24 protein-coding genes are annotated in these 21034 nt (G+C 73.0%); 17 read left to right on the top strand and 7 right to left on the bottom strand.

Annotated elements, in window-relative coordinates; genetic code table 11:
• The first annotated feature begins 12 nt into the window (after positions 1 to 12).
• Positions 13 to 747 carry an alpha/beta fold hydrolase gene (locus V7Q31_RS02515; protein WP_333832093.1) on the top strand — a complete coding sequence of 245 codons (735 nt, stop codon included), beginning with the start codon at positions 13 to 15 and terminating at the stop codon, positions 745 to 747.
• On the opposite strand, the gene V7Q31_RS02510 is transcribed toward V7Q31_RS02515, so the two are convergent.
• On the bottom strand, positions 716 to 1480 hold the full coding sequence (locus V7Q31_RS02510; RefSeq protein ID WP_333832092.1) for a PAS domain-containing protein: 765 nt from the start codon (positions 1478 to 1480) through the stop codon (positions 716 to 718). The genes V7Q31_RS02515 and V7Q31_RS02510 overlap by 32 nt on opposite strands.
• A 180-nt stretch (positions 1481 to 1660) precedes the next feature.
• Here V7Q31_RS02510 and V7Q31_RS02505 point away from each other — a divergent pair, with 180 nt between their 5' ends.
• From V7Q31_RS02505 to V7Q31_RS02495, 3 genes are read left to right on the top strand one after another with little or no spacing between them, the layout of a single operon-like run.
• Entirely contained in the window at positions 1661 to 2539 is an 879-nt protein-coding gene (locus V7Q31_RS02505) for a YicC/YloC family endoribonuclease (protein ID WP_442976322.1), read from the top strand.
• A gap of 8 nt (positions 2540 to 2547) precedes the next feature.
• Entirely contained in the window at positions 2548 to 3168 is a 621-nt protein-coding gene (gene gmk / locus V7Q31_RS02500; RefSeq protein WP_333832142.1) for a guanylate kinase, read from the top strand.
• Between the two features lie 32 nt (positions 3169 to 3200).
• Complete coding sequence (locus V7Q31_RS02495) at positions 3201 to 3731, top strand: gamma carbonic anhydrase family protein (protein ID WP_333832090.1); 531 nt, start codon at positions 3201 to 3203, stop codon at positions 3729 to 3731.
• Between the two features lie 9 nt (positions 3732 to 3740).
• Here the strand turns inward: V7Q31_RS02495 and V7Q31_RS02490 are convergent, their stop codons facing one another.
• Positions 3741 to 4349, bottom strand: coding sequence for a histidine phosphotransferase family protein (locus V7Q31_RS02490; RefSeq protein ID WP_333832089.1), 609 nt, complete (start codon positions 4347 to 4349; stop codon positions 3741 to 3743).
• A 27-nt stretch (positions 4350 to 4376) separates the two neighbouring features.
• Between V7Q31_RS02490 and V7Q31_RS02485 the strand changes: the two genes are divergently transcribed.
• The 6 genes from V7Q31_RS02485 (at position 4377) to V7Q31_RS02460 (ending at position 9267) form a co-directional block, all read left to right on the top strand.
• Positions 4377 to 4556, top strand: a complete 180-nt coding sequence (locus V7Q31_RS02485; protein WP_333832088.1) for a DUF3553 domain-containing protein — start codon at positions 4377 to 4379, stop codon at positions 4554 to 4556.
• A 157-nt stretch (positions 4557 to 4713) separates the two neighbouring features.
• On the top strand, positions 4714 to 5517 hold the full coding sequence (locus tag V7Q31_RS02480; protein ID WP_333832087.1) for a GNAT family N-acetyltransferase: 804 nt from the start codon (positions 4714 to 4716) through the stop codon (positions 5515 to 5517).
• A 7-nt stretch (positions 5518 to 5524) separates the two neighbouring features.
• Positions 5525 to 6334, top strand: coding sequence for a lysophospholipid acyltransferase family protein (locus tag V7Q31_RS02475; RefSeq protein ID WP_333832086.1), 810 nt, complete (start codon positions 5525 to 5527; stop codon positions 6332 to 6334).
• A gap of 69 nt (positions 6335 to 6403) precedes the next feature.
• The gene (purM, locus tag V7Q31_RS02470) at positions 6404 to 7450 is read left to right on the top strand and encodes a phosphoribosylformylglycinamidine cyclo-ligase (protein ID WP_333832085.1); all 1047 of its coding nucleotides are present in this window, start codon (positions 6404 to 6406) and stop codon (positions 7448 to 7450) included.
• Entirely contained in the window at positions 7447 to 8097 is a 651-nt protein-coding gene (gene purN / locus V7Q31_RS02465; RefSeq protein WP_333832084.1) for a phosphoribosylglycinamide formyltransferase, read from the top strand. The genes purM and purN overlap by 4 nt, the downstream gene beginning before the upstream one ends.
• Before the next feature lie 123 nt (positions 8098 to 8220).
• Positions 8221 to 9267: a cytochrome-c peroxidase gene (locus tag V7Q31_RS02460; RefSeq protein ID WP_333832083.1), complete on the top strand. Its 1047-nt coding sequence runs from the start codon at positions 8221 to 8223 to the stop codon at positions 9265 to 9267.
• An 82-nt stretch (positions 9268 to 9349) separates the two neighbouring features.
• On the opposite strand, the gene V7Q31_RS02455 is transcribed toward V7Q31_RS02460, so the two are convergent.
• Positions 9350 to 9538 carry a DUF1674 domain-containing protein gene (locus V7Q31_RS02455; protein ID WP_333832082.1) on the bottom strand — a complete coding sequence of 63 codons (189 nt, stop codon included), beginning with the start codon at positions 9536 to 9538 and terminating at the stop codon, positions 9350 to 9352.
• A 43-nt stretch (positions 9539 to 9581) separates the two neighbouring features.
• Here V7Q31_RS02455 and htpX point away from each other — a divergent pair, with 43 nt between their 5' ends.
• The 4 genes from htpX (at position 9582) to V7Q31_RS02435 (ending at position 14037) form a co-directional block, all read left to right on the top strand.
• The gene (gene htpX / locus V7Q31_RS02450) at positions 9582 to 10529 is read left to right on the top strand and encodes a zinc metalloprotease HtpX (protein ID WP_333832081.1); all 948 of its coding nucleotides are present in this window, start codon (positions 9582 to 9584) and stop codon (positions 10527 to 10529) included.
• A 4-nt stretch (positions 10530 to 10533) separates the two neighbouring features.
• A complete protein-coding gene (locus V7Q31_RS02445; RefSeq protein WP_333832080.1) occupies positions 10534 to 11823 on the top strand; it encodes an RsmB/NOP family class I SAM-dependent RNA methyltransferase in 1290 nt (429 codons plus the stop codon).
• Between the two features lie 48 nt (positions 11824 to 11871).
• Positions 11872 to 13620: a heparinase II/III domain-containing protein gene (locus tag V7Q31_RS02440; RefSeq protein ID WP_333832079.1), complete on the top strand. Its 1749-nt coding sequence runs from the start codon at positions 11872 to 11874 to the stop codon at positions 13618 to 13620.
• Positions 13621 to 13830: 210 nt separating this feature from the next.
• Complete coding sequence (locus V7Q31_RS02435; protein WP_333832078.1) at positions 13831 to 14037, top strand: cold-shock protein; 207 nt, start codon at positions 13831 to 13833, stop codon at positions 14035 to 14037.
• Between the two features lie 5 nt (positions 14038 to 14042).
• On the opposite strand, the gene V7Q31_RS02430 is transcribed toward V7Q31_RS02435, so the two are convergent.
• The gene (locus V7Q31_RS02430; RefSeq protein WP_333832077.1) at positions 14043 to 14198 is read right to left on the bottom strand and encodes a hypothetical protein; all 156 of its coding nucleotides are present in this window, start codon (positions 14196 to 14198) and stop codon (positions 14043 to 14045) included.
• Between V7Q31_RS02430 and V7Q31_RS02425 the strand changes: the two genes are divergently transcribed.
• Positions 14191 to 15999: a DNA polymerase III subunit gamma/tau gene (locus V7Q31_RS02425; protein ID WP_333832076.1), complete on the top strand. Its 1809-nt coding sequence runs from the start codon at positions 14191 to 14193 to the stop codon at positions 15997 to 15999. The genes V7Q31_RS02430 and V7Q31_RS02425 overlap by 8 nt on opposite strands.
• A gap of 3 nt (positions 16000 to 16002) precedes the next feature.
• Positions 16003 to 16341, top strand: a complete 339-nt coding sequence (locus tag V7Q31_RS02420) for a YbaB/EbfC family nucleoid-associated protein (protein ID WP_333832075.1) — start codon at positions 16003 to 16005, stop codon at positions 16339 to 16341.
• An 11-nt stretch (positions 16342 to 16352) separates the two neighbouring features.
• Here V7Q31_RS02420 and V7Q31_RS02415 read toward each other — a convergent pair whose 3' ends face one another.
• The 3 genes from V7Q31_RS02415 to V7Q31_RS02405 are packed head-to-tail and all read right to left on the bottom strand — an operon-like array spanning position 16353 to position 18636.
• Positions 16353 to 17705 (bottom strand): MATE family efflux transporter, encoded by a 1353-nt coding sequence (locus V7Q31_RS02415; RefSeq protein ID WP_333832074.1) that lies wholly within the window; start codon positions 17703 to 17705, stop codon positions 16353 to 16355.
• Positions 17702 to 18217, bottom strand: a complete 516-nt coding sequence (locus V7Q31_RS02410) for a PaaI family thioesterase (RefSeq protein ID WP_333832073.1) — start codon at positions 18215 to 18217, stop codon at positions 17702 to 17704. Before V7Q31_RS02410 ends, V7Q31_RS02415 begins: the two co-directional genes overlap by 4 nt.
• On the bottom strand, positions 18217 to 18636 hold the full coding sequence (locus tag V7Q31_RS02405; protein WP_333832072.1) for a PaaI family thioesterase: 420 nt from the start codon (positions 18634 to 18636) through the stop codon (positions 18217 to 18219). The genes V7Q31_RS02410 and V7Q31_RS02405 overlap by 1 nt, the downstream gene beginning before the upstream one ends.
• Positions 18637 to 18801: 165 nt before the next feature.
• On the opposite strand from V7Q31_RS02405, the gene V7Q31_RS02400 reads away from it, so the two are divergent.
• Positions 18802 to 20988 carry an ATP-binding protein gene (locus V7Q31_RS02400; protein ID WP_333832071.1) on the top strand — a complete coding sequence of 729 codons (2187 nt, stop codon included), beginning with the start codon at positions 18802 to 18804 and terminating at the stop codon, positions 20986 to 20988.
• Positions 20989 to 21034: the final 46 nt, after the last annotated feature.

The raw sequence follows: 21034 nt of genomic DNA, 5'->3' as shown, positions 1-21034 counted from the left end.
GAGGGGACCGACGTGATCCCGCTGATCCTGATCCCCGGCCATCTCTGCGACCACCGCCTCTACGCCGGGCTCTCCCCGACGCTGGCGCGGCGCTTCGATCTCCGCCTGGCGCCGCCGCCCGAGCAGGATGACATCGCCGCGATGGCGGAAGCGGCGCTCGGTCTGGCGGCGGGGCCGGCGGCGTTCGCAGGGCTGTCGATGGGCGGCATGGTCGCGATGGCGGCAATCGCGCAGGCGCCCGACCGCGTGCTGGGCGCGGCTCTGTTCGCGACGGACCCCACGCCGGCCCGCCCGCGCGAGATCGCCTGGCGCGCCGGCCTGCGCGCGCGCGTCGAGGAGGAGGGTCTCGCAACCTTCGTCGACGCCTTCCTGCCCAACTGCCTCGCCCGCGATGCGGGCGACCGATCGGCGGCGTTTCCGACGCAGGCGCGCGCGATGATGCTCGATGCGCCGGCGGCGCGATTCTTCGCGCAGGCGCGCGCGCTCGACGCGCGACGCGACATGCTGGGCGCCGTCGCCGCGTTCCCAGGGCCGGTCGAGATCGTCGTGGGCGCGGGCGACCGGGTCTGCCCGCCGCTCCTGCACCGACGCCTCGCCGAGGCCGCGCCCGCCGCCGCGCTCGCGGAGCTTCCCGGCGTGGGGCATCTGCTTACGATGGAGGCGCCCCAGGCGGCGACCGCCGCGCTGGAGCGGCTCGCCGCCCGGATCGACCCGCTCAGCGCTCCGGGCCGCCCCGTCCGCCGGTGATCACCCGCAGCTGCGGCCGGCGCGGCGCCGCCTGCGTCGCGTCCCCGGACCCGGCGCCATCCCCCTCGCTCGCGGACGCAGGGCGCTGGGTGGGCGGCGCGTCGTCTGCGCCGTCGAAGGCGCTCTCCGGCGCGCGCAGTTCGTCCTCGCCCGGCCCGGCTTCCGGCGCCTCGTCGCGGATCGGCGTCACCACGAATTCGGTTGGGTCGAGCCGCAGCGGCCCATGCGTCCGGGCTGGCGCGTCGAGCAGCCAAAGCCCGACCAGGACGCGATCGATCCGCCCGAAATCGCTGCGCATCGGCAGGAGCGTCATCTCGAATGCGGCGGTGAACCCGTCCGCCCGGCGCGCCTGCCCGCGCAACGCGGCGACCGCGGGCTCGCCGGCGAGGCGGTTGAGCACGCTCTGGAAGTGATTGCGCGCCTCGGGCTGGATCATCGACAGCGCGCTCATCCCGCGCAATTCGATCCCGAACCAGGCGTTCAGACGGTCCCCGGCGATGCGGATGCGGAAATTCGACGGACCGACATATTCGAGAATGGCCAGAAAAGGGGCTCGGGCGCCGATCTTCGCGGCGTCCAGCTCGGCGCGGAACGGCGCAGGGCGATCCCCGCGCAGCGCCTGCCACATCTCGAAGAGCCCGCATGCGTCAGGATGGGTCAGCGACGTCGTCCCGAAATCGGACACAAGTCCCATGGCGATCCGCCTCTCCGACGCCTCAGCTTCATACCACATCTCGCAACCCTCTGTTAAACTTAAAAGTTACCGCCAAAAAGGCCTGCAACCCCTGTTTTTCCCTTAATTGTCTGCAAAGCGCGTGCCAGAGGCGCCGATTGGTCGCAGTTCTCGCGCCCGCCCGCTGCGCCACAACGCGTCGGTCGCAGACGAAGGGGGCGGAAGATGGGCGTGAGCAGCATGACGGGCTTCGCCGAAGTCGAGGGCCGGGCGGGGCCGTGGCGCTGGCGCTGGGAGGCGCGCAGCGTCAACGGCAAGGGCTTCGATCTCCGACTGAAGCTGCCGGAGGGCCGCGAGGCGCTCGAAGGGCCGTGCCGGCGACGCGCCGCCGACGCGCTGCGCCGGGGAACGGTCGGCGCGCAGCTCCGCCTCGACGGCGACGCGACGGCGGCGTCGCGCTGGCGCGTCGATCCGGCGGCGCTGGCGGCGCTGGCCGCCGCCGCGCGCGCCGCCGCCGAAGCGCTGCGCGCCGCCGGGCTGGAGGTCGCCCCGGTCGCGCCCGAACGCCTGCTCGCGCTGCGCGGCGCGATGGAGGCCGACATGAGCGTCGACGACGACCCCGAAGCGACCGAGGCCGCCCTTCTCGCCGGTTTCGACGCGCTGCTCGAACGCCTCGCCGGCGCGCGCGACGCGGAAGGCGCGGCGCTGACGCAGGCGCTGCGCGGGGCGCTGGCGCGCATCGCCGGGCTGCGCGTGGCGGCGACGGCGGCCCATGCGCGCCAGCAGGAGGCGGCGCGCGGCAAGCTGCGCGAGAAGGTCTCGGCGCTAATCGACGCCGGCGCGCCGGAGGAACGGCTGGCGCAGGAACTGGCGCTGCTTGCGGTGAAGCTGGACGTGCGCGAGGAGCTCGACCGCCTCGCCGCCCATTGCGTCGCCGCCGAGGCTTTGCTGAAAGAGGGTGGGGCGGTCGGGCGCAAGCTCGATTTCCTGACGCAGGAGTTCAACCGCGAGGCCAACACGCTGTGCGCGAAATCGGCCTCGCCGGCGCTGACGGAGATCGGGCTGGAGTTGAAAGTGGCGATCGACCAGCTGCGCGAGCAGGCGCAGAACGTCGCATGAGCGGCCCCATTGCGCGGCGGGGCCTGCTGTTCGTGCTGTCCTCGCCCTCGGGCGCGGGCAAGACGACGCTGGCGCGACGGCTGCTGGATGCGCCGGGGCTGGGGCTGACGCTCTCGGTCTCGGCGACGACGCGCCCGCAGCGCCCCGCGGAAGTGGACGGGCGCGACTATCATTTCGTCTCGGCGGGGCGCTTTTCCGAGATGGTCGAAAGGCGCGAACTGCTCGAGCACGCCGACGTGTTCGGCAACCGCTACGGCACGCCGCGCGCCCCGGTCGAGCGCTGGCTGGCGGAGGGGCGCGACGTCCTGTTCGACGTCGACTGGCAGGGCGCGGCGCAGCTGCGTGCGAGCCCGCTCGGCGCCGATGTGGCCAGCGTGTTCATCCTGCCGCCCTCGCTGTCGGAACTGAATCGCCGGCTGATCGCGCGCAATCAGGACGCGCCCGAGACCGTGGCGCGCCGCATGGCCAAGGCCCGCGACGAGATCAGCCATTGCCCCGACTACGATTATGTCGTCGTCAATGACGATCTGGACGCGAGCGAGACGACGCTGCGCGCGGTCCTCGCCGCCGAGCGCGCCCGCCGCGCCCGGCTGACGGGGCTCGAGGATTTCCTGAAGGGCCTGGACTGACGCGACCGACCGACATGAGAGAAAGACGCGACATGGAGCTTCTCACCCTCGACGGCGAGACCCCCGACCTTCCCGAGGACGGCGACGCGTTCGTGGCGCCCGGCGCCCGGCTGATCGGCAAGGTGATCCTGCGCCCCGGCGCGTCGGTGTGGTTCAACGCGGTGCTGCGCGGCGACAACGAGGTCATCGAGGTCGGCGCGGGCTCGAACGTGCAGGACCTCTGCGTGATCCACACCGACCCCGGCTGTCCCTGCGTGATCGGGCCGGACGTGACCGTCGGCCATCGCGCGATCCTGCATGGCTGCGTCATCGGCGAGAACAGTCTGATCGGCATGGGCGCCGTGATCCTGAACGGCGCGAAGATCGGTCGCGACTGCCTGATCGGCGCCAATGCGCTGATCACCGAAGGCAAGGAGATCCCCGACGGCTCGCTGGTGATGGGCCAGCCCGGCAAGGTCGTGCGCGCGCTCGACCCGGACGCCATCGCGGGCCTGCGCAAATCCGCCGAGCGCTATCGATGGAACGCCCGGCGCTACCGCGCAGGCCTCACCCGGGCGGAATAACGCCGCCCGTCAGGACGCGACGATCTCCACCGCCTCCTCGCTCTGGGCGATCTCGACACTCAGGCCCGCGCGCGCGGCGACCTGCGCCATCAGCGCCAGATGCGCCTCGCGCGGCGCCGTCGCGGGCGCGGCCCCCTGCGCCATCGCAACGTGCTCCGCCGACAGCCCCGCCTTGCGCCCGCTCGCGCGCACCGACAGGCGCGGGGGATCGTCCCGAGGGGGCGCGACGGTCAGCGCCCCTCCGATGGGCGTGGCGGTCGCCGCGCTCAGAAGCATCAGCAGCATCAGTTTCGCAAGGCCCCGCGGCAAGTCGGCGCCCTCGACGGGCCAGGCGAGTCGATGCCGGCTCGGCCCGAAATAGGCGGCGGCCACGCCGCCCAGCTCGCGCGACGACAAGGCGCGCGCATCGGCCCCGACCATTCCGAAGCCGATGCGGAAGAAGGCCAGCGCCGCCTGCGCCGCCTTGGCGCTGTCCTCGATCAGCCCGATCTCCTCGCGCCCGCCCTCGGGCATGGCGCGCAACAGCTCCACGCCGTTGCCGACCGCGCCGACCGGGCTTATCAGGTCGTGGCACAGGCGCGAGCACAGCATCGCCGCGAAATCGAGGTCGTCCGTCATGCCGCGCCTCCCCTGCCCGAGCGGGCCATGAGCGAGTTCTTCGAAGTCGGCGCGCTGGTGCGCCATCCCGACCGGCCCGACTGGGGGCTGGGGCAAGTGCAGTCGATCATCGGAACCCGGGTGACGGTGAACTTCGAGGAGATCGGCAAGGTCGTCATCAACTCCGACGAAGTGGCTTTGCGCGTGGTGCGCCCGGACTGGCTCTGAGCGCGCCGCCGTCAGCCCTACTGGACAATGCGTTCAGTGTGACGCGTCAACCTCGCGAGATCAACAGCGGCGACCCGGCCTGCGCGGCCCGGCGGTGTTGCCATATCGTCATGCGACCCATATGAGGGCGCCAATCGGAGCATCGGGAGGCGCGAAGGTGCGCATCGAGGCGGGCCGCTTCACGGTCAGACTGGCGGAGACGGAGGACGACGTCGCCGCAGCGCAGCGCCTGCGCTATCGCGTCTTCGTCGAGGAGATGGGGGCCGACGCCTCTCCCGAGGAGCGCGCAGCGCGCCGCGAGTGGGACGAGTTCGACCCGCATTTCGACCATCTGATCCTGATCGACAACGAGGCGGCTTCGGACGACCCGCTCGACCGCGTCGTCGGCGTCTACCGCCTGATGACCGGAGCGATGGCGCGCAAGGGCATCGGCTTTTACGGCGCGACCGAATACGACCTGACCAAGTTGGTGCATTACCCGCGCGAGACGCTCGAACTCGGCCGCTCCTGCGTCGGAGGCGGGCATCGCGGCGGCGCCGGGATGCATCTGCTGTGGACCGGACTGGGTCAGTACGTGGCCGAGCGCGGCGTCGAAATCATGTTCGGCGTCGCGAGCTTTCACGGGTCCGACATCGCGCCGCTCGCCCAGCCGCTCTCCTATCTGCACCACAACCACCTCGCGCCCGATGACCTGCGGGTGCGCACCTTGCCCGAACACTTTCAGAACATGGACCTTCTCCCGCCCGATCAGATCAGCAAGGTCGAGGCGATGCGCATGATCCCGGCGCTGATCAAGGCCTATCTGCGACTCGGAGGCTTCGTCGGCGAAGGCGCTTACGTCGACCGCGACTTCAACACGGTGGACGTGTGCCTGCTGATGGACACGTCGCGCATGGTCGAGCGCTATCGCGCCTTCTATTCGCGCGCCGACCGCGGCGCCGCCGAGCGCATCCTCGGCTGAGGCCGCCATGGCCACCTGGGACGAGGCCGCGCCGCCGTCGTTGCCGCCGCTCGGCCTGCCGCAGAAGCTGCTCGGCGGCGCGCGGGTGGGCGCGCTGGTCGCGGTCACCGGCGCGTCGCTCGCGGTGTTTCTCGCCGGCAAGGCGGCGCAGCGGCATGTCTGGTCGGGGATGCGCCTCCACCACGCGACGGCGCGATTCTGGGCGCGGACGATGCTGTGGCTCATGGGCGTGCGCCCGCGGCTGAACGGGCGGCGGGCGCGCGGCGCCGGCGTCATCCTCGCCAATCATTCCAGCTGGGCCGACATTCTGGCGCTGCGCGCCACCGGGACTGTCAATTTCGTCTCCAAGGCCGAAGTCCGCGCCTGGCCCGGGATCGGCCCGATCGCCGCGATCTGCGACACCGTGTTCATCGAGCGCCGGCGCCTCGACGCCGCCCGCCAGAAGGACGAGATCGGCGCGCGCATCGCGCAGGGCGAGACGCTGTGCATTTTCCCGGAAGGCACCTCCTCCGACGGGCTGCGCGTGCTGCCTTTCAAGAGCACGCTGCTCTCGGCGCTGTTTCAGGAGGGCGTGCGCGAAACCGCCTGGGTGCAGCCTGCGACGCTGAACTGGCGGCCGCCCGAGCGGCTGCCGCGGGAATTTTACGGCTGGTGGGGGACCATGTCCTTCGAAGGCCATATCTGGCAGGTGGTCTGCCGCAGCTGGGGCGGCGAAGTCGAGATCGCACTGCACGAGGCCCGGCCCGTCGCCGCCTTCCCCGACCGCAAGGCGCTGACCCGCCATGTCGAGGAGGCGGTGCGCGCCGCCAAGCGCTGAGCGGCGCGCGTCTTTCCAATGGGACCGCGCTCGGCTAAGCGAGGCGGCGCAACCGTCAGCGAGGCCGCCATGACCGAACGCCGCAACGGGCTCTCCTACGCCGAGGCCGGCGTCAGCATCGAAGCAGGCGACGCGCTGGTCGAGGCGATCAAGCCCGCCGCCGCCTCCACCGAACGGCCCGGCGTGATGGAGGGGCTCGGCGGCTTCGGCGCGCTGTTCGACTTGAAGGCCGCCGGCTTCCGCGACCCAGTTCTGGTGGCCGCGACCGACGGCGTCGGCACCAAGCTGCGCATCGCCATCGACACCGGGCGGCTGTCGGGCGTCGGGATCGACCTTGTCGCGATGTGCGTCAACGATCTGGTCTGCCAGGGCGCCGAGCCGCTGTTCTTCCTCGACTATTACGCCACTGGCAAGCTCGACCCGGTTGCGGCGGCGCAGGTGATCGAAGGGATCGCCGAGGGCTGCCGCATCGCCCATTGCGCGCTGATCGGCGGCGAGACGGCCGAGATGCCCGGAATGTATCACGGCGTCGATTTCGACCTCGCGGGCTTCGCGGTCGGCGCCGTCGAGCGCGGCGCGACGCTGCCCGCGCGCATCATGGAGGGCGACGCGCTGATCGGGCTGGCCTCCTCCGGCGCGCATTCCAACGGCTATTCGCTGATCCGGCGCATCGTCGCCGATCAGGGCCTCGGCTGGGACGCGCCCTGCCCGTTCGGCGAGGGCGATCTCGGCGCGGCGCTGCTAGCGCCGACGCGCATCTACGTGACGGCCTGTCTGGCGCTGGCGCGGCGCGGCGGCGCGGCCGGGTTCGCCCACATCACCGGCGGCGGGCTGACCGGCAATCTGCCGCGCATCCTGCCCGAAGGCCTCGGCGCCGAAATCGACCTCGGGTCATGGGCGCGCCCGCCGCTGTTCGACTGGCTCGCAGCGGCTGGCGGCGTGGACGAGGCCGAGATGCTGCGCGCCTTCAATTGCGGGATCGGCCTCGTCGCAATCGTTCCCGCCGACCGCGCCGAGGAGGCGCTCGCCATCGCAGCAGAGGCGGGCGAGCAGGCGCAGATCGTCGGACGCGTGGTCGCCGGTTCAGGCGTGGCCTACCATGGCGGCGCCGCGTGAGCGACGAACGAAAGCGCGTCGCGATCCTGATCTCCGGGCGCGGCTCCAACATGACGGCGCTGCTGCGCGACATGGAGGCGCCCGACCATCCCTGCCGCCCAGTCTTGGTCGCCTCCAACCGGCCAGAAGCGGGCGGGCTCGGGCTGGCGTCGGCGCGGGGCGTCCCCACCTGCGCGCTCGACCACCGCCAATGGGGCCGCGACCGCGAGGGCTTCGAGCGCGCCCTGACAGCGGAGCTGGAGAAGGCGCAGGCCGAGCTGGTCTGCCTCGCGGGCTTCATGCGGCTGCTGACGCCGTGGTTCGTGGCGCGCTGGCGCGACCGGCTCGTCAACATCCACCCCTCGCTCCTGCCGCTGTTCAAGGGGCTCGACACCCATGGCCGCGCGCTGGCGGCCGGCGTGGCGGTGCATGGCTGCACCGTCCATCTGGTGCGCGAGGAGATGGACGCCGGCCCCATCCTCGGACAGGCCGCCCTGCCCGTCCTGCCGGGCGACGACCCGGCGACGCTCGCAGCGCGGGTGATGCGCCTGGAACACCGCCTCTATCCCGCCTGCCTGCGCGCCTACGCCTCCGGAGCGCTGCGGCCCGCCGGCGAGATCGCCGAGGGCGCGCGCGTGGCCCTCTGGGACGACGCGGCGCCTGCCTGAGCCGGCGTTCGTCAAGCGGCTTGCGACCGCGCGCCGCATGCGCAGTTGACCGACGTCAACCCGCCGTCAATCCGCCCTCCTAAGGTTGGAATCACTCCAGTTCCACCAAGGGAGAGACCTTTCATGCATCGCACCGCCCTGACGGCGACCGCCGCCGTCGCCGTCCTGCTCGCCGCGCCCGCCTTCGCCGACGACGCCGCCCTGCGCGCCGACGCCGCGTCCTATTTCGAGCCGGTCCCCATGAACGCGCCGGCGCTGAACGGCAATGTCGCCACGCGCTCGCGCATCGATCTCGGCGCGATGCTGTTCTTCGACCCGCGGATGTCGCGCTCGGGGATCTTCTCCTGCAATTCCTGCCACAATGTCGGGATGGGCGGGGTGGACGGGCTCGAGGTCTCCATCGGCCATGGCTGGCAGAAGGGCCCGCGCAACTCGCCGACCGTGTTCAACGCCGTGTTCAACATCGCCCAGTTCTGGGACGGTCGCGCCCCCGACCTCGCCGAGCAGGCCAAGGGGCCGGTGCAAGCCGGCGTCGAGATGAACAACACGCCCGACCGCGTGGTCGCCACGCTCAATTCGATGCCCGACTATGTGGAGGCCTTCAAGGCGGCCTTCCCCGGCGAAGTCGACCCGGTGACCTTCGACAATTTCGCGCTGGCGATCGAGGCCTTCGAGGCGACGCTGATCACGCCCAACGCCCGCTTCGACCAGTTCCTGCAGGGCGACGACAACGCGTTGACAGCGCAGGAGAAGCGCGGGCTTCAGGCCTTCATGGAGGAGGGCTGCGCCAGCTGCCATGCCGGGGTGAATTTCGGAGGTCAGGAATACTATCCGTTCGGCCTGATCGAGAAGCCGGGCGCCGAGATCCTGCCGGCGGGCGACCGCGGCCGTTTCGCCGTCACCGAGACGGTGGACGACGAATACGTCTTCCGCGCAGCGCCGCTGCGCAACATCGCGCTGACCGCCCCATATTTCCACTCCGGCAATGTGTGGAAACTTGAGGACGCGGTGGCGGTGATGGGGGTGTCGCAGCTCGGCGCCGATCTTTCGGACGCGCAGATCGCCGACATCACGGCCTTCCTGCACACGCTGACAGGCGAGATTCCCGAAGTCGAGCACCCGGTGCTGCCCGCACGCACCTCCGCTACGCCGCTGCCCGACGACATGTGAGCAGCGCCGCCGGCGCGGGAGCAGCGGCGGACGGAACGGCGCGAGCGCCTTCCGTCTGCCGCCCGCGCCGGACCGGCGGTCGTCAGAAATCGACCGCGACTCCACCTTTCTCCCAGTCGCCGAACCGCGTCGGCTCGGGTCCGTCGCGCCCGCCGAGCTCCACCAGCCGCGCCGTCGGCGTCGCCGCCTCGCGCCGCGCCGCCGCTTCGGCGAGGGCGCGCGCCGCCGCTTCCGCGATGCGGCGCTCTTTCTCGGACGTCGCCCCGGTCATATATCTGCTCCCGATAGTCCCGCAGAGGTTCTGGGAGCCTGCGATGAACGCTGTCAAGACGATGATGCTTCTGGCGACGCTGACCGCGCTGTTCATGGGCGCGGGCTTCCTGCTCGGCGGCTCGGGCGGCGCGATGATCGCGCTGGTCTTTGCGATCGCGACCAACGCCTTCGCCTGGTGGAACTCCGACCGCCTCGCGCTGCGCGCCCACAACGCCGAACCGGTGAGCCGCATGGCCGCGCCCGAGCTCTACGACATGGTCGAAGGGCTCGCGCGCAACGCCGAGTTGCCGATGCCGGCGCTCTACGTCATCCGCTCGGACCAGCCGAACGCCTTCGCCACGGGCCGCAACCCCGAGAACTCGGCCGTTGCGGTGACCGAGGGTCTGATGCGGACGCTGAGCCGCGAGGAACTCGCCGGCGTGATCGCGCATGAGCTCGCCCACATCAAGAACCGCGACACGCTGATCATGACGGTCGCCGCCACGGTCGCCGGCGCGATCTCGATGCTCGCCAACATCGCGCAATTCGGCATGATCTTCGGTGGAAACGACAACCGCAACAATCCTTTGGGCATGATCGGGCTGCTGGTGGGCATCATCGTCGCGCCGCTCGCGGCGATGCTGATCCAGATGGCGATCAGCCGCACGCGCGAATACTCCGCCGACCGGATGGGGGCGGAGATCTGCGGCCAGCCGATGTGGCTCGCCTCGGCGCTCGGACGGATCGCCGGCGGCGCGCAACGCGTCGAGATGGACACGGCCGAGCGCAATCCGGCCTCGGCGCATCTGTTCATCGTCAACCCGCTGGCGGGGCGGCGCTTCGACAGCCTGTTCGCGACCCACCCCGCCACCGAGAACCGCATCGCCGCGCTGCAGGCGATGGCCGCCGAAGGCGGGCCGCAGCCCGTCCGCACGCGAATGATGGCGCCGCCGGTCGGGCATGCGCCGCGCACGCCGAGGACCGGCGCGCGCAAAGGGCCTTGGTCGTGACCTTGTGACCGACCCGCACGGGCTGAAGGCGCGGCGCGGCGCTCTGGCGCTGATCGCCGCCGTCCTCGACGAGGGCCGCTCGCTCGACGCGGGCAAGGAGGCGGCGCTGGGCGGGCTCGCCCCGGCGGACCGCGCGCGGGCGGGCGATCTCGCGGCGGCGGCGCTGCGCTGGCTCAAGCCGATCGACGCGCTGTTGGACGAGCTGATGCGCCAGCCCATCGCGCCAAGCGCTCATATCGCGCGCGACGCGCTGCGGCTCGCGGTCGCCGAGATCGGCGCGCTCGACACGCCGCCGCACGCCGCCGTGGACGCCGCCGTGCGCCTGACGCGCGCCGACCGCAAGGCCGCGCCGCTCGCGGGCCTCGTCAACGCGGTGGCGCGGCGGGCGGCGGGGACGGCGGCGGCGCGCTTCGCCGCCGAGGCCGGATCGGCGGCGCCGGACTGGCTCGCAAAGGCGCTGCGCGCCGATTGGGGCGCCGAGTTCGCCGCGGCGATCATGACCGCCCATCAGCAGCCGGCGCCGCTCGACCTCACGCTGCGCGACGCCGCAGAGGCCGGGCGCTGGTCCGCCGCGCTCGACGCGGACATCCTTCCGACCGGCGGGCTGCGCCTGCGCCGTGGCGTCCAGATCACCGCCGCGCCGGGCTTTGCGGAGGGGGCGTGGTGGGCGCAGGACGCCGCCGCGTCGATCCCGGCGCGGCTGCTCGGCGCGGGCCCCGGCGCGCGCGTGCTGGACCTCTGCGCGGCGCCCGGCGGCAAGACGCTGCAACTCGCGGCGGCGGGGGCGCGCGTCACCGCGCTCGACCACTCCGAGACGCGGCTGGCGCGGCTGCGCGAGAACCTCGCCCGCACCGGCCTTTCGGCGGAGATCGTCGCGGCGGACGCGCTGACCTGGCGCCCCGCCGAGCCCTTCCCCTTCATCCTGCTCGACGCGCCCTGCTCGGCGACCGGCACGATCCGCCGCCACCCCGACCTGCCGCACCGGCGCGGCGCGCGCGACGTGGCGGCGCTCGCGGAGCTGCAGGCGCGCATGCTCGACGCGGCTTGGGAGATGCTGGCGCCCGGCGGGAGGCTGGTCTTCTGCACCTGCTCGCTGCTGAAGGCCGAGGGCGAGGCGCAGGCGGCGGTCTTTCCGGCGCGCCGTCCCGATGCGCGGCGCCTCCCTTTGACGGCGGCGGAGGCGGGCGACGCCGTCTTCCTGTCGCCCGAGGGCGATCTGCGCGCGCGCCCCGATCTGTGGGCGGCGCAAGGCGGGATCGACGGCTTCTTCGCAGCGCGATTCGACAAGGCGTGACAAGGTCCGCCGCGCTCGACATGCTCGGCGCGACGGCGGAGGGCTGGCGTGGGGCGGATCTGGGACGACGCTAAGGCGGTGGCGACGCGCTGGCGGCGCTGGCGACGGGCGGCGGGGCACGCCGCCGCCGCCCGCCGCGCCTGCGCGCTCGCCCGCCCGGCGCGCCTCGAAGGCGCCGTCGAGCCGCTGGCCCTCGGCGACGCCGACGCGGCGAGGCGCCTCGCCGCCGGGGAGGTCGCGCTGAGGGGCGCGGCTCTGTGGACCGAGGGGCGCTCGCCTTTCGCGCCGACCCCGCCGACCCCGGCCTTCCGCGACGCGCTGCACGGCTTCGTCTGGCTCGACTGCGTCCACGCCGCCGCGAAGCCCGACCGCGCGGTTCTGGCGGAATGGGTCTTCGACTGGCTGCGCCGTCACGGCGGCGGCGGAGGGCCGGGCTGGACGCCCGAGATCGCGGGCCGGCGCGCGGCGCGGCTGGCGGCGGCGGCGGGGCTGCTGGCGGCCGACGCGCCGCATCGCCGGCGCAAGCGGCTGGCGCAGACGCTGCGGGCGCATGCGCTGTTTCTCGCCGCGCGCGGCGCGCTCGCCGAGACGGCGCTGGGACGGCTCGAAGCGGCGACGGGGCTCGCCCTCGCCGCCCTCGTCGACTCCGGCTCGGGACGGCTGCTGACCAGAGGGATCGCGCGGCTGGGCGCGGCGGCGGCGGAGACGATCGACGCGCAGGGGGCCGTCGCCTCGCGCAATCCCGACGAGCTCGCCGCGGCCTTCGAGTTGCTCGCCTGGACCGCCCACGCCCTGACCGAGGCCAGGCGCGACGCCGACTCCCGCCACCTTCAGGCGCTGGCCCGGGCAGGGCCGGTCCTGCGCGCGCTGCGGCTCGGCGACGGCTCGCTCGCGCGGTTTCACGGCGGGCGCGGCGGAGCCGACGTCGAACTCGATCAGGCCTTCGCGCTTGCCGGGCGGCGCGGGCGCGGGCCGCGGCGCGAGGAGGCGATGGGCTATGCGCGGCTCGCCGCCGGCGGGACGGTCGTCGTGCTCGACGCGGCGCCGCCCCCGCCCGGGCCGCTCGGCGCGGCGAGCGCGCTCGGGGTCGAGATCAGCGTCGGGCGGCGGCTGATGACCGGGGCGATCGGCTGCGGCGCGCGGCTCGGCGGCGAATGGGCGGTCGCCGCGCGCGCGACCGCGGCGCATTGCTCGCTGGAGGTCGACGGCGCGTCGTGCGGGCGTCTCGCACCCGAGGGCTTCGCGGCGCGGACGTTCGGGCGCCCCCTCGGGGCGGGGCCGCGCCATGTCGCCGCCGAGCGGCTGACCGACGCGCGCGGCCATTGGCTGCGCGCGAGCCATGACGGCTACCGCGAACGCTTCGGACTGATCGTGGCGCGCCGTCTCAACCTCGCCGCGGGCGGCGCGCGCCTGAGCGGCGAGGACACGGCGGAGGCTCCCGACGCGGAAGCCCGCCAGCGTTTCGACCGCGCGGCGCGGGAGGGCGGCCTGCCGCTCGTCGTCCGCTTCCACCTGCCGCCTGAGGCGCAGGTCGAGATGCTCGCGGACGGCGCGGCGCGCGTGACGCTCGATGCGCGCGAAAGCTGGACGCTGTCCGCCGTCGCCGGCGCCCTGAAGCTCGAGGACAGCGTCTGGATCGCGCCGGACGCCGCCGCGCCGGCGCGCAGCTGTCAGCTCGCGATCGTCGGGCGGGCCGAGGCCTATTGGGGCCGCGTCGCCTGGCGCATCGAGCGCGCGCCGCAGAGCCCGGCGCCCGAGCCGTCTCTGGCGCGCGCTCTGTGGGCGTCGCAGACGTGAAGGCCGACCGCAAAGACCGCCGCCGCCGTCAAAGGCGAACCGGTCTGCCGACTTGCTCCGACTCAGTCCTGAGGCTATCTGTATCGAAGCGCAGAAGCCGCGCTCCTGACTTGCCTGCCCGCCTTGCGTCGGTCGCAGTCGGCTCATGATGCGGCGTGCGTAGGGCGCGCGCGATTTCGCCGCGCCGCCGGCAGTCAGGGAGAATGGCGCATGCCGACAGGCGCCGTGAAATGGTTCAACGCCACCAAGGGCTTCGGCTTCATCCAGCCCGACGATGGCGGCAAGGACGTGTTCGTGCACATCACGGCGGTTCAGCGCGCCGGGATGGACACTCTGAACGACGGTCAGAAAGTCGCCTTCGAACTCGAGACGCGACGCGACGGGCGGATGGCGGCGACGGATCTGCGCGCCCTCTGATCCGCTCACGCGCTGCGCGCGCCATGTTCGCCGTCGGTGGCGCGGTGTCGCGCCGCCGGAGCAAGTTCGTCTCCGATGGTCTCCTGCATCGCGTTTGACAGCGCCTCCCAAGGCGAGCGACAGTCGCGCAGCATCGTCGGAGCGACCGCCCGCATGGACATGACTCGAGATCTCCTCGGCGCGGGGCCCGACACGCCTTATCAGGTGCTCGCCCGCAAGCACCGCCCGCAGGATTTCGACGCGCTGATCGGGCAGGAGGCGATGGTGCGCACCCTGCGGAACGCCTTCGCCGCCGGGCGCATCGCCCACGCCTTCGTGCTGACGGGCGTGCGCGGCGTCGGCAAGACCACCACCGCCCGCATCATCGCCAAGGGCCTCAACTGCGTCGGCCCCGACGGGGCGGGCGGCCCGACCGTCGCGCCCTGCGGGGTCTGCGCGCCCTGCCGCGCGATCGCGGCCGGCCAGATGATGGATGTGATCGAAATTGACGCCGCCTCGCACACCGGCGTGGACTTCGTCCGCGATCTCAACGAGATGGTCCGCTACCGCCCGGCCGAGGCGCGCTACCGCGTGATCATCCTCGACGAAGCCCACATGCTCAGCACCGCGGCCTTCAACGCGCTTCTCAAGACGCTGGAGGAGCCGCCGCCGCATGTGAAGTTCATGTTCGCCACGACCGAAATCCGCAAGATGCCGGTCACGGTGCTCAGCCGCTGCCAGCGCTTCGACCTGCGCCGGATCGAGCCCGAGGTCATGCTCGGCTTCCTGTCCGACATCTGCGCCCGCGAAGGCGCGCGGGTGGCGCCGGACGCGCTCGGCCTGATCACGCGGGCCGCGGAGGGCTCGGTGCGCGACGCGCTATCGCTGCTCGACCAGGCCGTCGCGCAGGGCGCCGGCGGCGACGAGGTGACCGTCGCGCAGACCCGCGCGATGCTCGGCCTCGCCGACCGGGGCCGCGTGCTCGACCTGTTCGAGGCGATCATGGCGGGCGACGCCGCCGCCGCCCTGCGCGAGCTCGGCGCGCAATACGCCGAGGGCGCCGATCCGCAATCGGTGCTGCGCGAACTCGCGGAGCTGGCGCACTGGTTCTCGGTGATCCGCATCGACCCGACCGCCGCCGACGACCCTGCGATCCCCCCGGCCGAGCGCGCCCGCGGCGCCGAGCTCGCCGCCCGCATCGGCATGCGGTCGCTCGCGCGGGCGTGGCAGATGCTGCTCAAGGCGCTGGAGGAATGCGCGCGCGCGCCCAATGCGATGATGGCCGCCGAGATGGCGGTGATCCGCCTGACCCATGTCGCGGAGTTGCCCAGTCCCGAGGAGCTGGTGCGACGGCTGACCGACGCGCCGCCCGAGCCCGGCCCGGCCCCCGCCCCGCCTTCGGGCGGGGGAGGCGGGCGCGGCGCCGGGGCGCTGCGCGCGGCGCAGCCGGCCCCCGCGCCAGCCTCCACCCCAGCGGTCAACCCGTCGCCGCGGGCGCTGGCGGGCTTTCCCGCCTTCGCGCATGTGCTCGATCTGATCCGAGCCCAGCGCGACATGAAGCTGCTGGTGGAAGTCGAGCGCCACCTGCGGCTGGCGTTTTACGCACCAGGCCGTATCGACTTCGAACCCGGCCCGGGCGCGCCGGCGGGGCTGGCGGGGGAGCTTGCGCGCAAGCTGGGGCAGTGGACCGGCGCGCGCTGGATGGTCTCGGTCGTCGCCTCGGGCGGCGCGCCGAGCGTCGAGGAGGCCCGCCGCGCGGAATCGGACGACCTGCGCGCCCGCGCGCTGGACAGCGCGCTGGTGCGGGCGGCGCTCGCGCTGTTTCCCGGCGCCGAGATCCGCTCGGTGCGGCCGTTCGCGGAGATCGACGCGGAGGCCCCGAGCGCGGCGGCGGACGGGCCCGAGGCGGCGCCCGAGATCGCCTATGACGACGCGATGTTCGGCGACGACTGGACGCCGGTGGACCCTTTCGACGAGGAGTGAGCGATGTTCAAGGGCCTGGGCGACATGGCCGGCCTGCTCAAGCAGGCGCAGCAGATGCAGGCGAAGATGCTGGAGGCGCAGGAGCGCGTGGCGGCGCTCGAGGCGGAGGGCGAATCCGGCGCGGGCCTCGTGCGCGCGACGGTGGACGGCAAGGGCGCGCTGAAGCGCCTCGCCATCGACCCGTCGCTGATGACGCCCGAAGACCGCGAAACGCTCGAAGACCTCGTCGTCGCCGCTGTCGCGCAGGCGCAGGAGCGCGCGCAGGAGAAGGCGCAGGCCGAGATGGCGTCGATCACCGCCGGGTTGCCTCTGCCGCCGGGCGTGAAATCGCCGTTCGGCTGAGGCGACCGCTTTCAGCCGATACGCGGCGCCAAGCCGATCCGCGCCTCTACGCGCGGATAGACCGCGAGCAGCGCTCCGGCGCGCGCCAGCAGGAGCGCGTGCATCGACGCCCAGAGACCGGCGTTGCCCAGCGTCTCGGTGGCCGCCCAGGCGAGGGGGACGTAGGCCGCCACGGCCAGCGCCATCGCGTTGCGCATCTCGCGCGCCGCCGTCGCGCCGACGAAGATCCCGTCGAGCTGGAACGCGGCGACCCCCGCGAGCGGCGTCAGCGCGGCCCACAGCGCGTAGTCCCGCGCCAGCGCGCGCACATCGGCGACGTTGGTGAAAAGATCGATCACCGGGCCCGAGACCGCCAGCAGCGCCGCCGAGATCGCCGCCGCCAGCACCCCGGCCCACACCGAAGTCGCGACCGCGGCGCGCCGCAGCCCCGCCGGATCGCGCGCGCCGGCCGCCTGCCCGACCAGCGACTCCGCGGCGATGGCGAAGCCGTCGAGGGCGTAGGCCGCGACGATGAAGAACTGCCAGAGGACCACATTGGCCGCGAGCGTCGCGTCGCCGAGCCCCGAGCCCAGCCGCATCATCCAGGCGAAGGACCCCGCGAGCAGCAGCGTGCGCAGGAAGATGTCGCGGTTGAGCGCCATCAGCGCGAGCAACTCGTCGCGGCGCAGCAGCCGCGTCGCCTCGGGCCGCCAGCCCTCGGGCATCAGCGCTCGCGCCCGCCCGCGCGCCATCCACAGCCCGTAGCCGAGGCCGGCGTAGTTGGCGAGCGCGGTGCCGAGCGCCACGCCGTCGACATCCATGCCCAGACCCAGCACGAACAGCAGATTGAGCGCGATGTTGAGGCAGGAGACCAGAAGCTGCAACTGAAACAGCCGCCGCGTCATCTCCTGCCCCGCGAACCAGCCCATCAGCGCGAGATTGCCGAGTTCCGCCGGCGCGCCCCAGATCCGCACCTGCAGATAGCGCGCGGCGAGGTCCTCCGCCTCGGCGGAAGCCTGGAACCACGCCCGCCCGCCCGCCGCGACCGCCGCCTGCGCCGCGATCAGGACCGCCGCCAGCGCGACGGCGATGATCAGCGCACGCGCCAGCGTGTTGAGCACCCGGCGCGGATCGCGCCCGCCGAGCGCCTGCGCCGAGAGCCCCGAAGTCGAGATCTGCAGGAAGTTCAGCACGCCGAAGATCACCGCGAAGATCTCCGCGCCGATGCCGACGCCGGCGAGATAGGCGGCGTCGCCCAGATTGCCGATCACGGCCGTGTCGACCGCGCCCTGGATCGGCGCCATCGCGTTGGACAGGACGACGGGAACCGCGATCGCCAGCACCCGCCGCGCGCCGAGCCCGCCGCCCGCCGCCAGCGCCGTCATCGCGGGCCGAGGCTGTCGAGGTCGGGGATCAGGAAGTGCCCGTGCGCCGCGGCGATCGGCCGGTCGCGATTGTCCTGCCACGCCTCGACGCGGACATTGGCGACGCGCCGGCCCCGCCGCGTCACCTGCGCGCGGGCGTAGGCGTCGCGCGGGCGGCCGGCGCGCAGATAGTCGATGGTGACGTCCACCGTCTTCGGCATCGGCGGAAAGTCTCCGGCGGCGATCCGCGCCGCGCCCGCCTCGCCCGACTCCATGATCTCCCAGACGAGGTCCCAGCCGAGCTGGACGATCGCGGTGATCTCTAGAAACGCGCCGGTCACGCCGCCATGCAGCGCCGGGATCGTCGGGTTTCCGATCAGCATGTCCGAGTAGCTGAGCTTGCCGGTCAGCTCGTCTCCGAGGCGCTGGAAGCTGACGCCGAGGAACTTGTGGTAGGGGCTGCTCTCGACCAGCTTCGCCAGCGCCTCGTCGCGCCGCGCCTTGAGCGCCTGAACCGGCTCGAACCGGGCCATCACGCGCCCCCTTCGAGCATGAAGGCGCCGGCGGCGCTTGCGACGGGATCGTCGGGGTCCTCGTCCCAGGCGACCGCGCGGGCGAAGGCGATGGAGCGGGCGACGCGGTAGCATTCCGCGCGCGCGGTGATCGCTGCGCCGGGGCGCGCCGGGCGCATGTAGTCGATGCGCAGATCGAGCGTTGCCGTGGCCTGCATCGCCGCCGGGGCCGTCATGACCGCCAGACCGCAGCAGGTGTCGAGCAGCGTCGTGACCACGCCGCCATGGATCACCCCGGTCGCCGGATCGCCGACCAGCCGCGCGTCATGCGGCACGCGCAGCACGCCGACGCCCGGCTCCGCCGAGACGATCTCCATCCCAAGGGCCCGCGCATGCGGCAATCCCGAGAGGATCGCCTCGAACAGCCCGTCCGCCTGCATCCCGCGATCCTCCGCCCGCGACCATGGCGCCGGTGGCGCCGCGGGCGAAATCACTCCGTCGGTGGCCATTTGTAAACCCCGCAGACCCTAAACCTGAGCCCCGGAGACATGCCCGCAACCTTCGACCGGCGTTCGAGGCCGGGGCGGCGCGTCCGGAGAGGATGAATGACGCGCACGATCAGCCGCAGCTTCATCCGCGCCCGCCACGGCGTCGCGCTGGCGGCGGTGACTGCGCTCTGTCTGTTCGCGCTGGGCGGGGCGCTGGCGGAGGCGCGCGCCTATCACGCTGTGGTGGGGCTCTACCGCGCCGCGGAGCGCCTGCAGCAGCGCGTGGTCGACGTCGGCGCGGCGGCGGCGACGCGCGCGCAGACGCCGGGACCCTATACCGACCTCGGGCTCCAGAGCGCGGTCGAGTCGCTCGAAGCCGCGGCGCCGTCCTTCCTCGACGCACTCCGCAACGCCGATTCCGAACTTTCGGGGCTGCTGGCGCCGCCCGCCGATCTGGCGCGCGACTTCGCCGCCTTCGCGGAGCTGGGCCGCGCCCTCGCCGCGCCCGCCCCTCCCGGCGCAGCGAACCCGATCCCCGATCCCCGACTTGGGGTCATGCTCACCCTGTCGCGCACGGCGATCAGGCCGTTCTTTCTCGAAGTCTCGGACCGGCTGGCGGCGCGGCACGAAGCGCTCTGGACCCGGTCGACGACGCTGGCGGCGACCGGACTGATCGGGGTCGCCGGCGGGCTGGCGCTGATCGGCGCTTTCGTGCTGCGCCCGATGGAGAAGCGCATTCTCGAGGCGCAGGAGGCGCTCGCCGTCGAGACCGCCCGCGCGCAGGCCGCCGAGCGCGACAAGGGGGCGATGCTCGCCCAGACCAGCCACGAGATCCGCACCTCGCTCAATGGCGTGATCGGCATGGCCGAACTGCTCGCGCGCACCGAACTCGCGCCGCAGCAGGCGGGCTATCTCGACGTGATGCGCGCCTCGGGCGCGGCTCTGCTGCGCATCATCGACGACGTGCTCGACTTCTCCAAGATCGCCGCCGGGGAGATGAGTTTCGAACGCCGCCGCTTCGACCCCGCCGCCGTGCTGGAGGCCACCGCAGGGCTCTTCGAGCCGGGCCTGCGCGCCAAGGGGCTGTGGCTGCGGGTCGAGATCGCGCCGGAGTTTCCGCGCGAGGCGCTGGGCGACGCCGTGCGGCTGCGCCAGGCCGTGAGCAACATCCTGTCCAATGCGTCGAAATACACGGTCGCAGGCGGCGTGACGCTGCGCGCCGTCGCCGAGCCGGCGACCGGCATGGCGCGCATCGAGATCGAAGACACCGGCGCGGGCATCCCGCCCGACAAGCTCGACGCGGTGTTCGAGAGCTATCGCCAGCTCGAGACGACCGTGGCCGACCAGACGCGCGGGACCGGACTCGGGCTCGCGCTGACGCGCAGCATGGTCGAGCGGATGGGCGGCTCGGTCGGGGTGGCGAGCGCATTGGGGCGGGGCTCGACATTCCGGATCGCGCTGCCGCTGCCGCCGCCCGTCCCGGCCCGGAAGCTGGCGGAGATGCGCGTCGCGGTGCTGAGCGCGGATGTGGCGCTGACGGCGCGACTCGCCGCCGCGCTCGACCGTTTCGGCTGCCGCGTGCGAGGCGTGGGCGGCGCAACCCCGCCATCGGACGCGGCGCTGATCGACGCGCGCGATCCGGGCGCAGGCGCCTACGCGCGCAGTGTCCGGCAAGCCTCGCCCACCGCCCGCGTGGTGGCGCTGGTCGATGCGGCGGGCGCGCGCCGGCCGGTCTGGGCCGACGCGACAGCGCAAAGGGACGCTTCGGTCGAGGCGATCGCCACGGCCCTGCGACCGGACGAGGAGGCGCAGACGATGAATGTCGATGGAGCGGATGCGGGCGACGCGGCGCGGGAGGCTGCGGGGCTGGCGGCGGCAGTGGCCTCGGGGCGCCGACCTCTGGTGCTGATCGCCGACGACAACGACGTGAACCGGATGATCGCCGAGACGCTGCTCCGCCAACTCGGCTGCGAGGTCGTCGCGGTGCGCGACGGCGCGGCGGCCTTGCGCGAAGCGCAGATCCGCGCCCCCGCGCTGATCCTGATGGACGTGTCGATGCCCGTGATGAACGGGCTCGACGCCACCCGCGCGATCCGCCGGCACGAGCTGGCGCACGGGCGCCGCACTCCGATCGTGGCGCTGACGGCGCACGCGCTGGAGGAGCATCTCGACCATTGCCTCTCGGCGGGAATGGACGCGCGCCTCGTCAAGCCCTTCAAGCCGCGCGATCTGGCCCGCGTCGTCGCGCATTTCCTCGCCCCCGCCACCGCCACCGCCGAGACGGATCAGGCGGAGGCCGGCTGAGGCGCGCGCCGCCGCCGAAAAAAAGGCGCCCGGACTTGACGTTTAC

Origin of the sequence: Rubrimonas sp., from assembly GCF_036788415.1 — a bacterium.
Classification (GTDB): Bacteria; Pseudomonadota; Alphaproteobacteria; order Rhodobacterales; family Rhodobacteraceae; genus Rubrimonas.
This window is presented reverse-complemented; position numbering and strand designations above follow the sequence as displayed.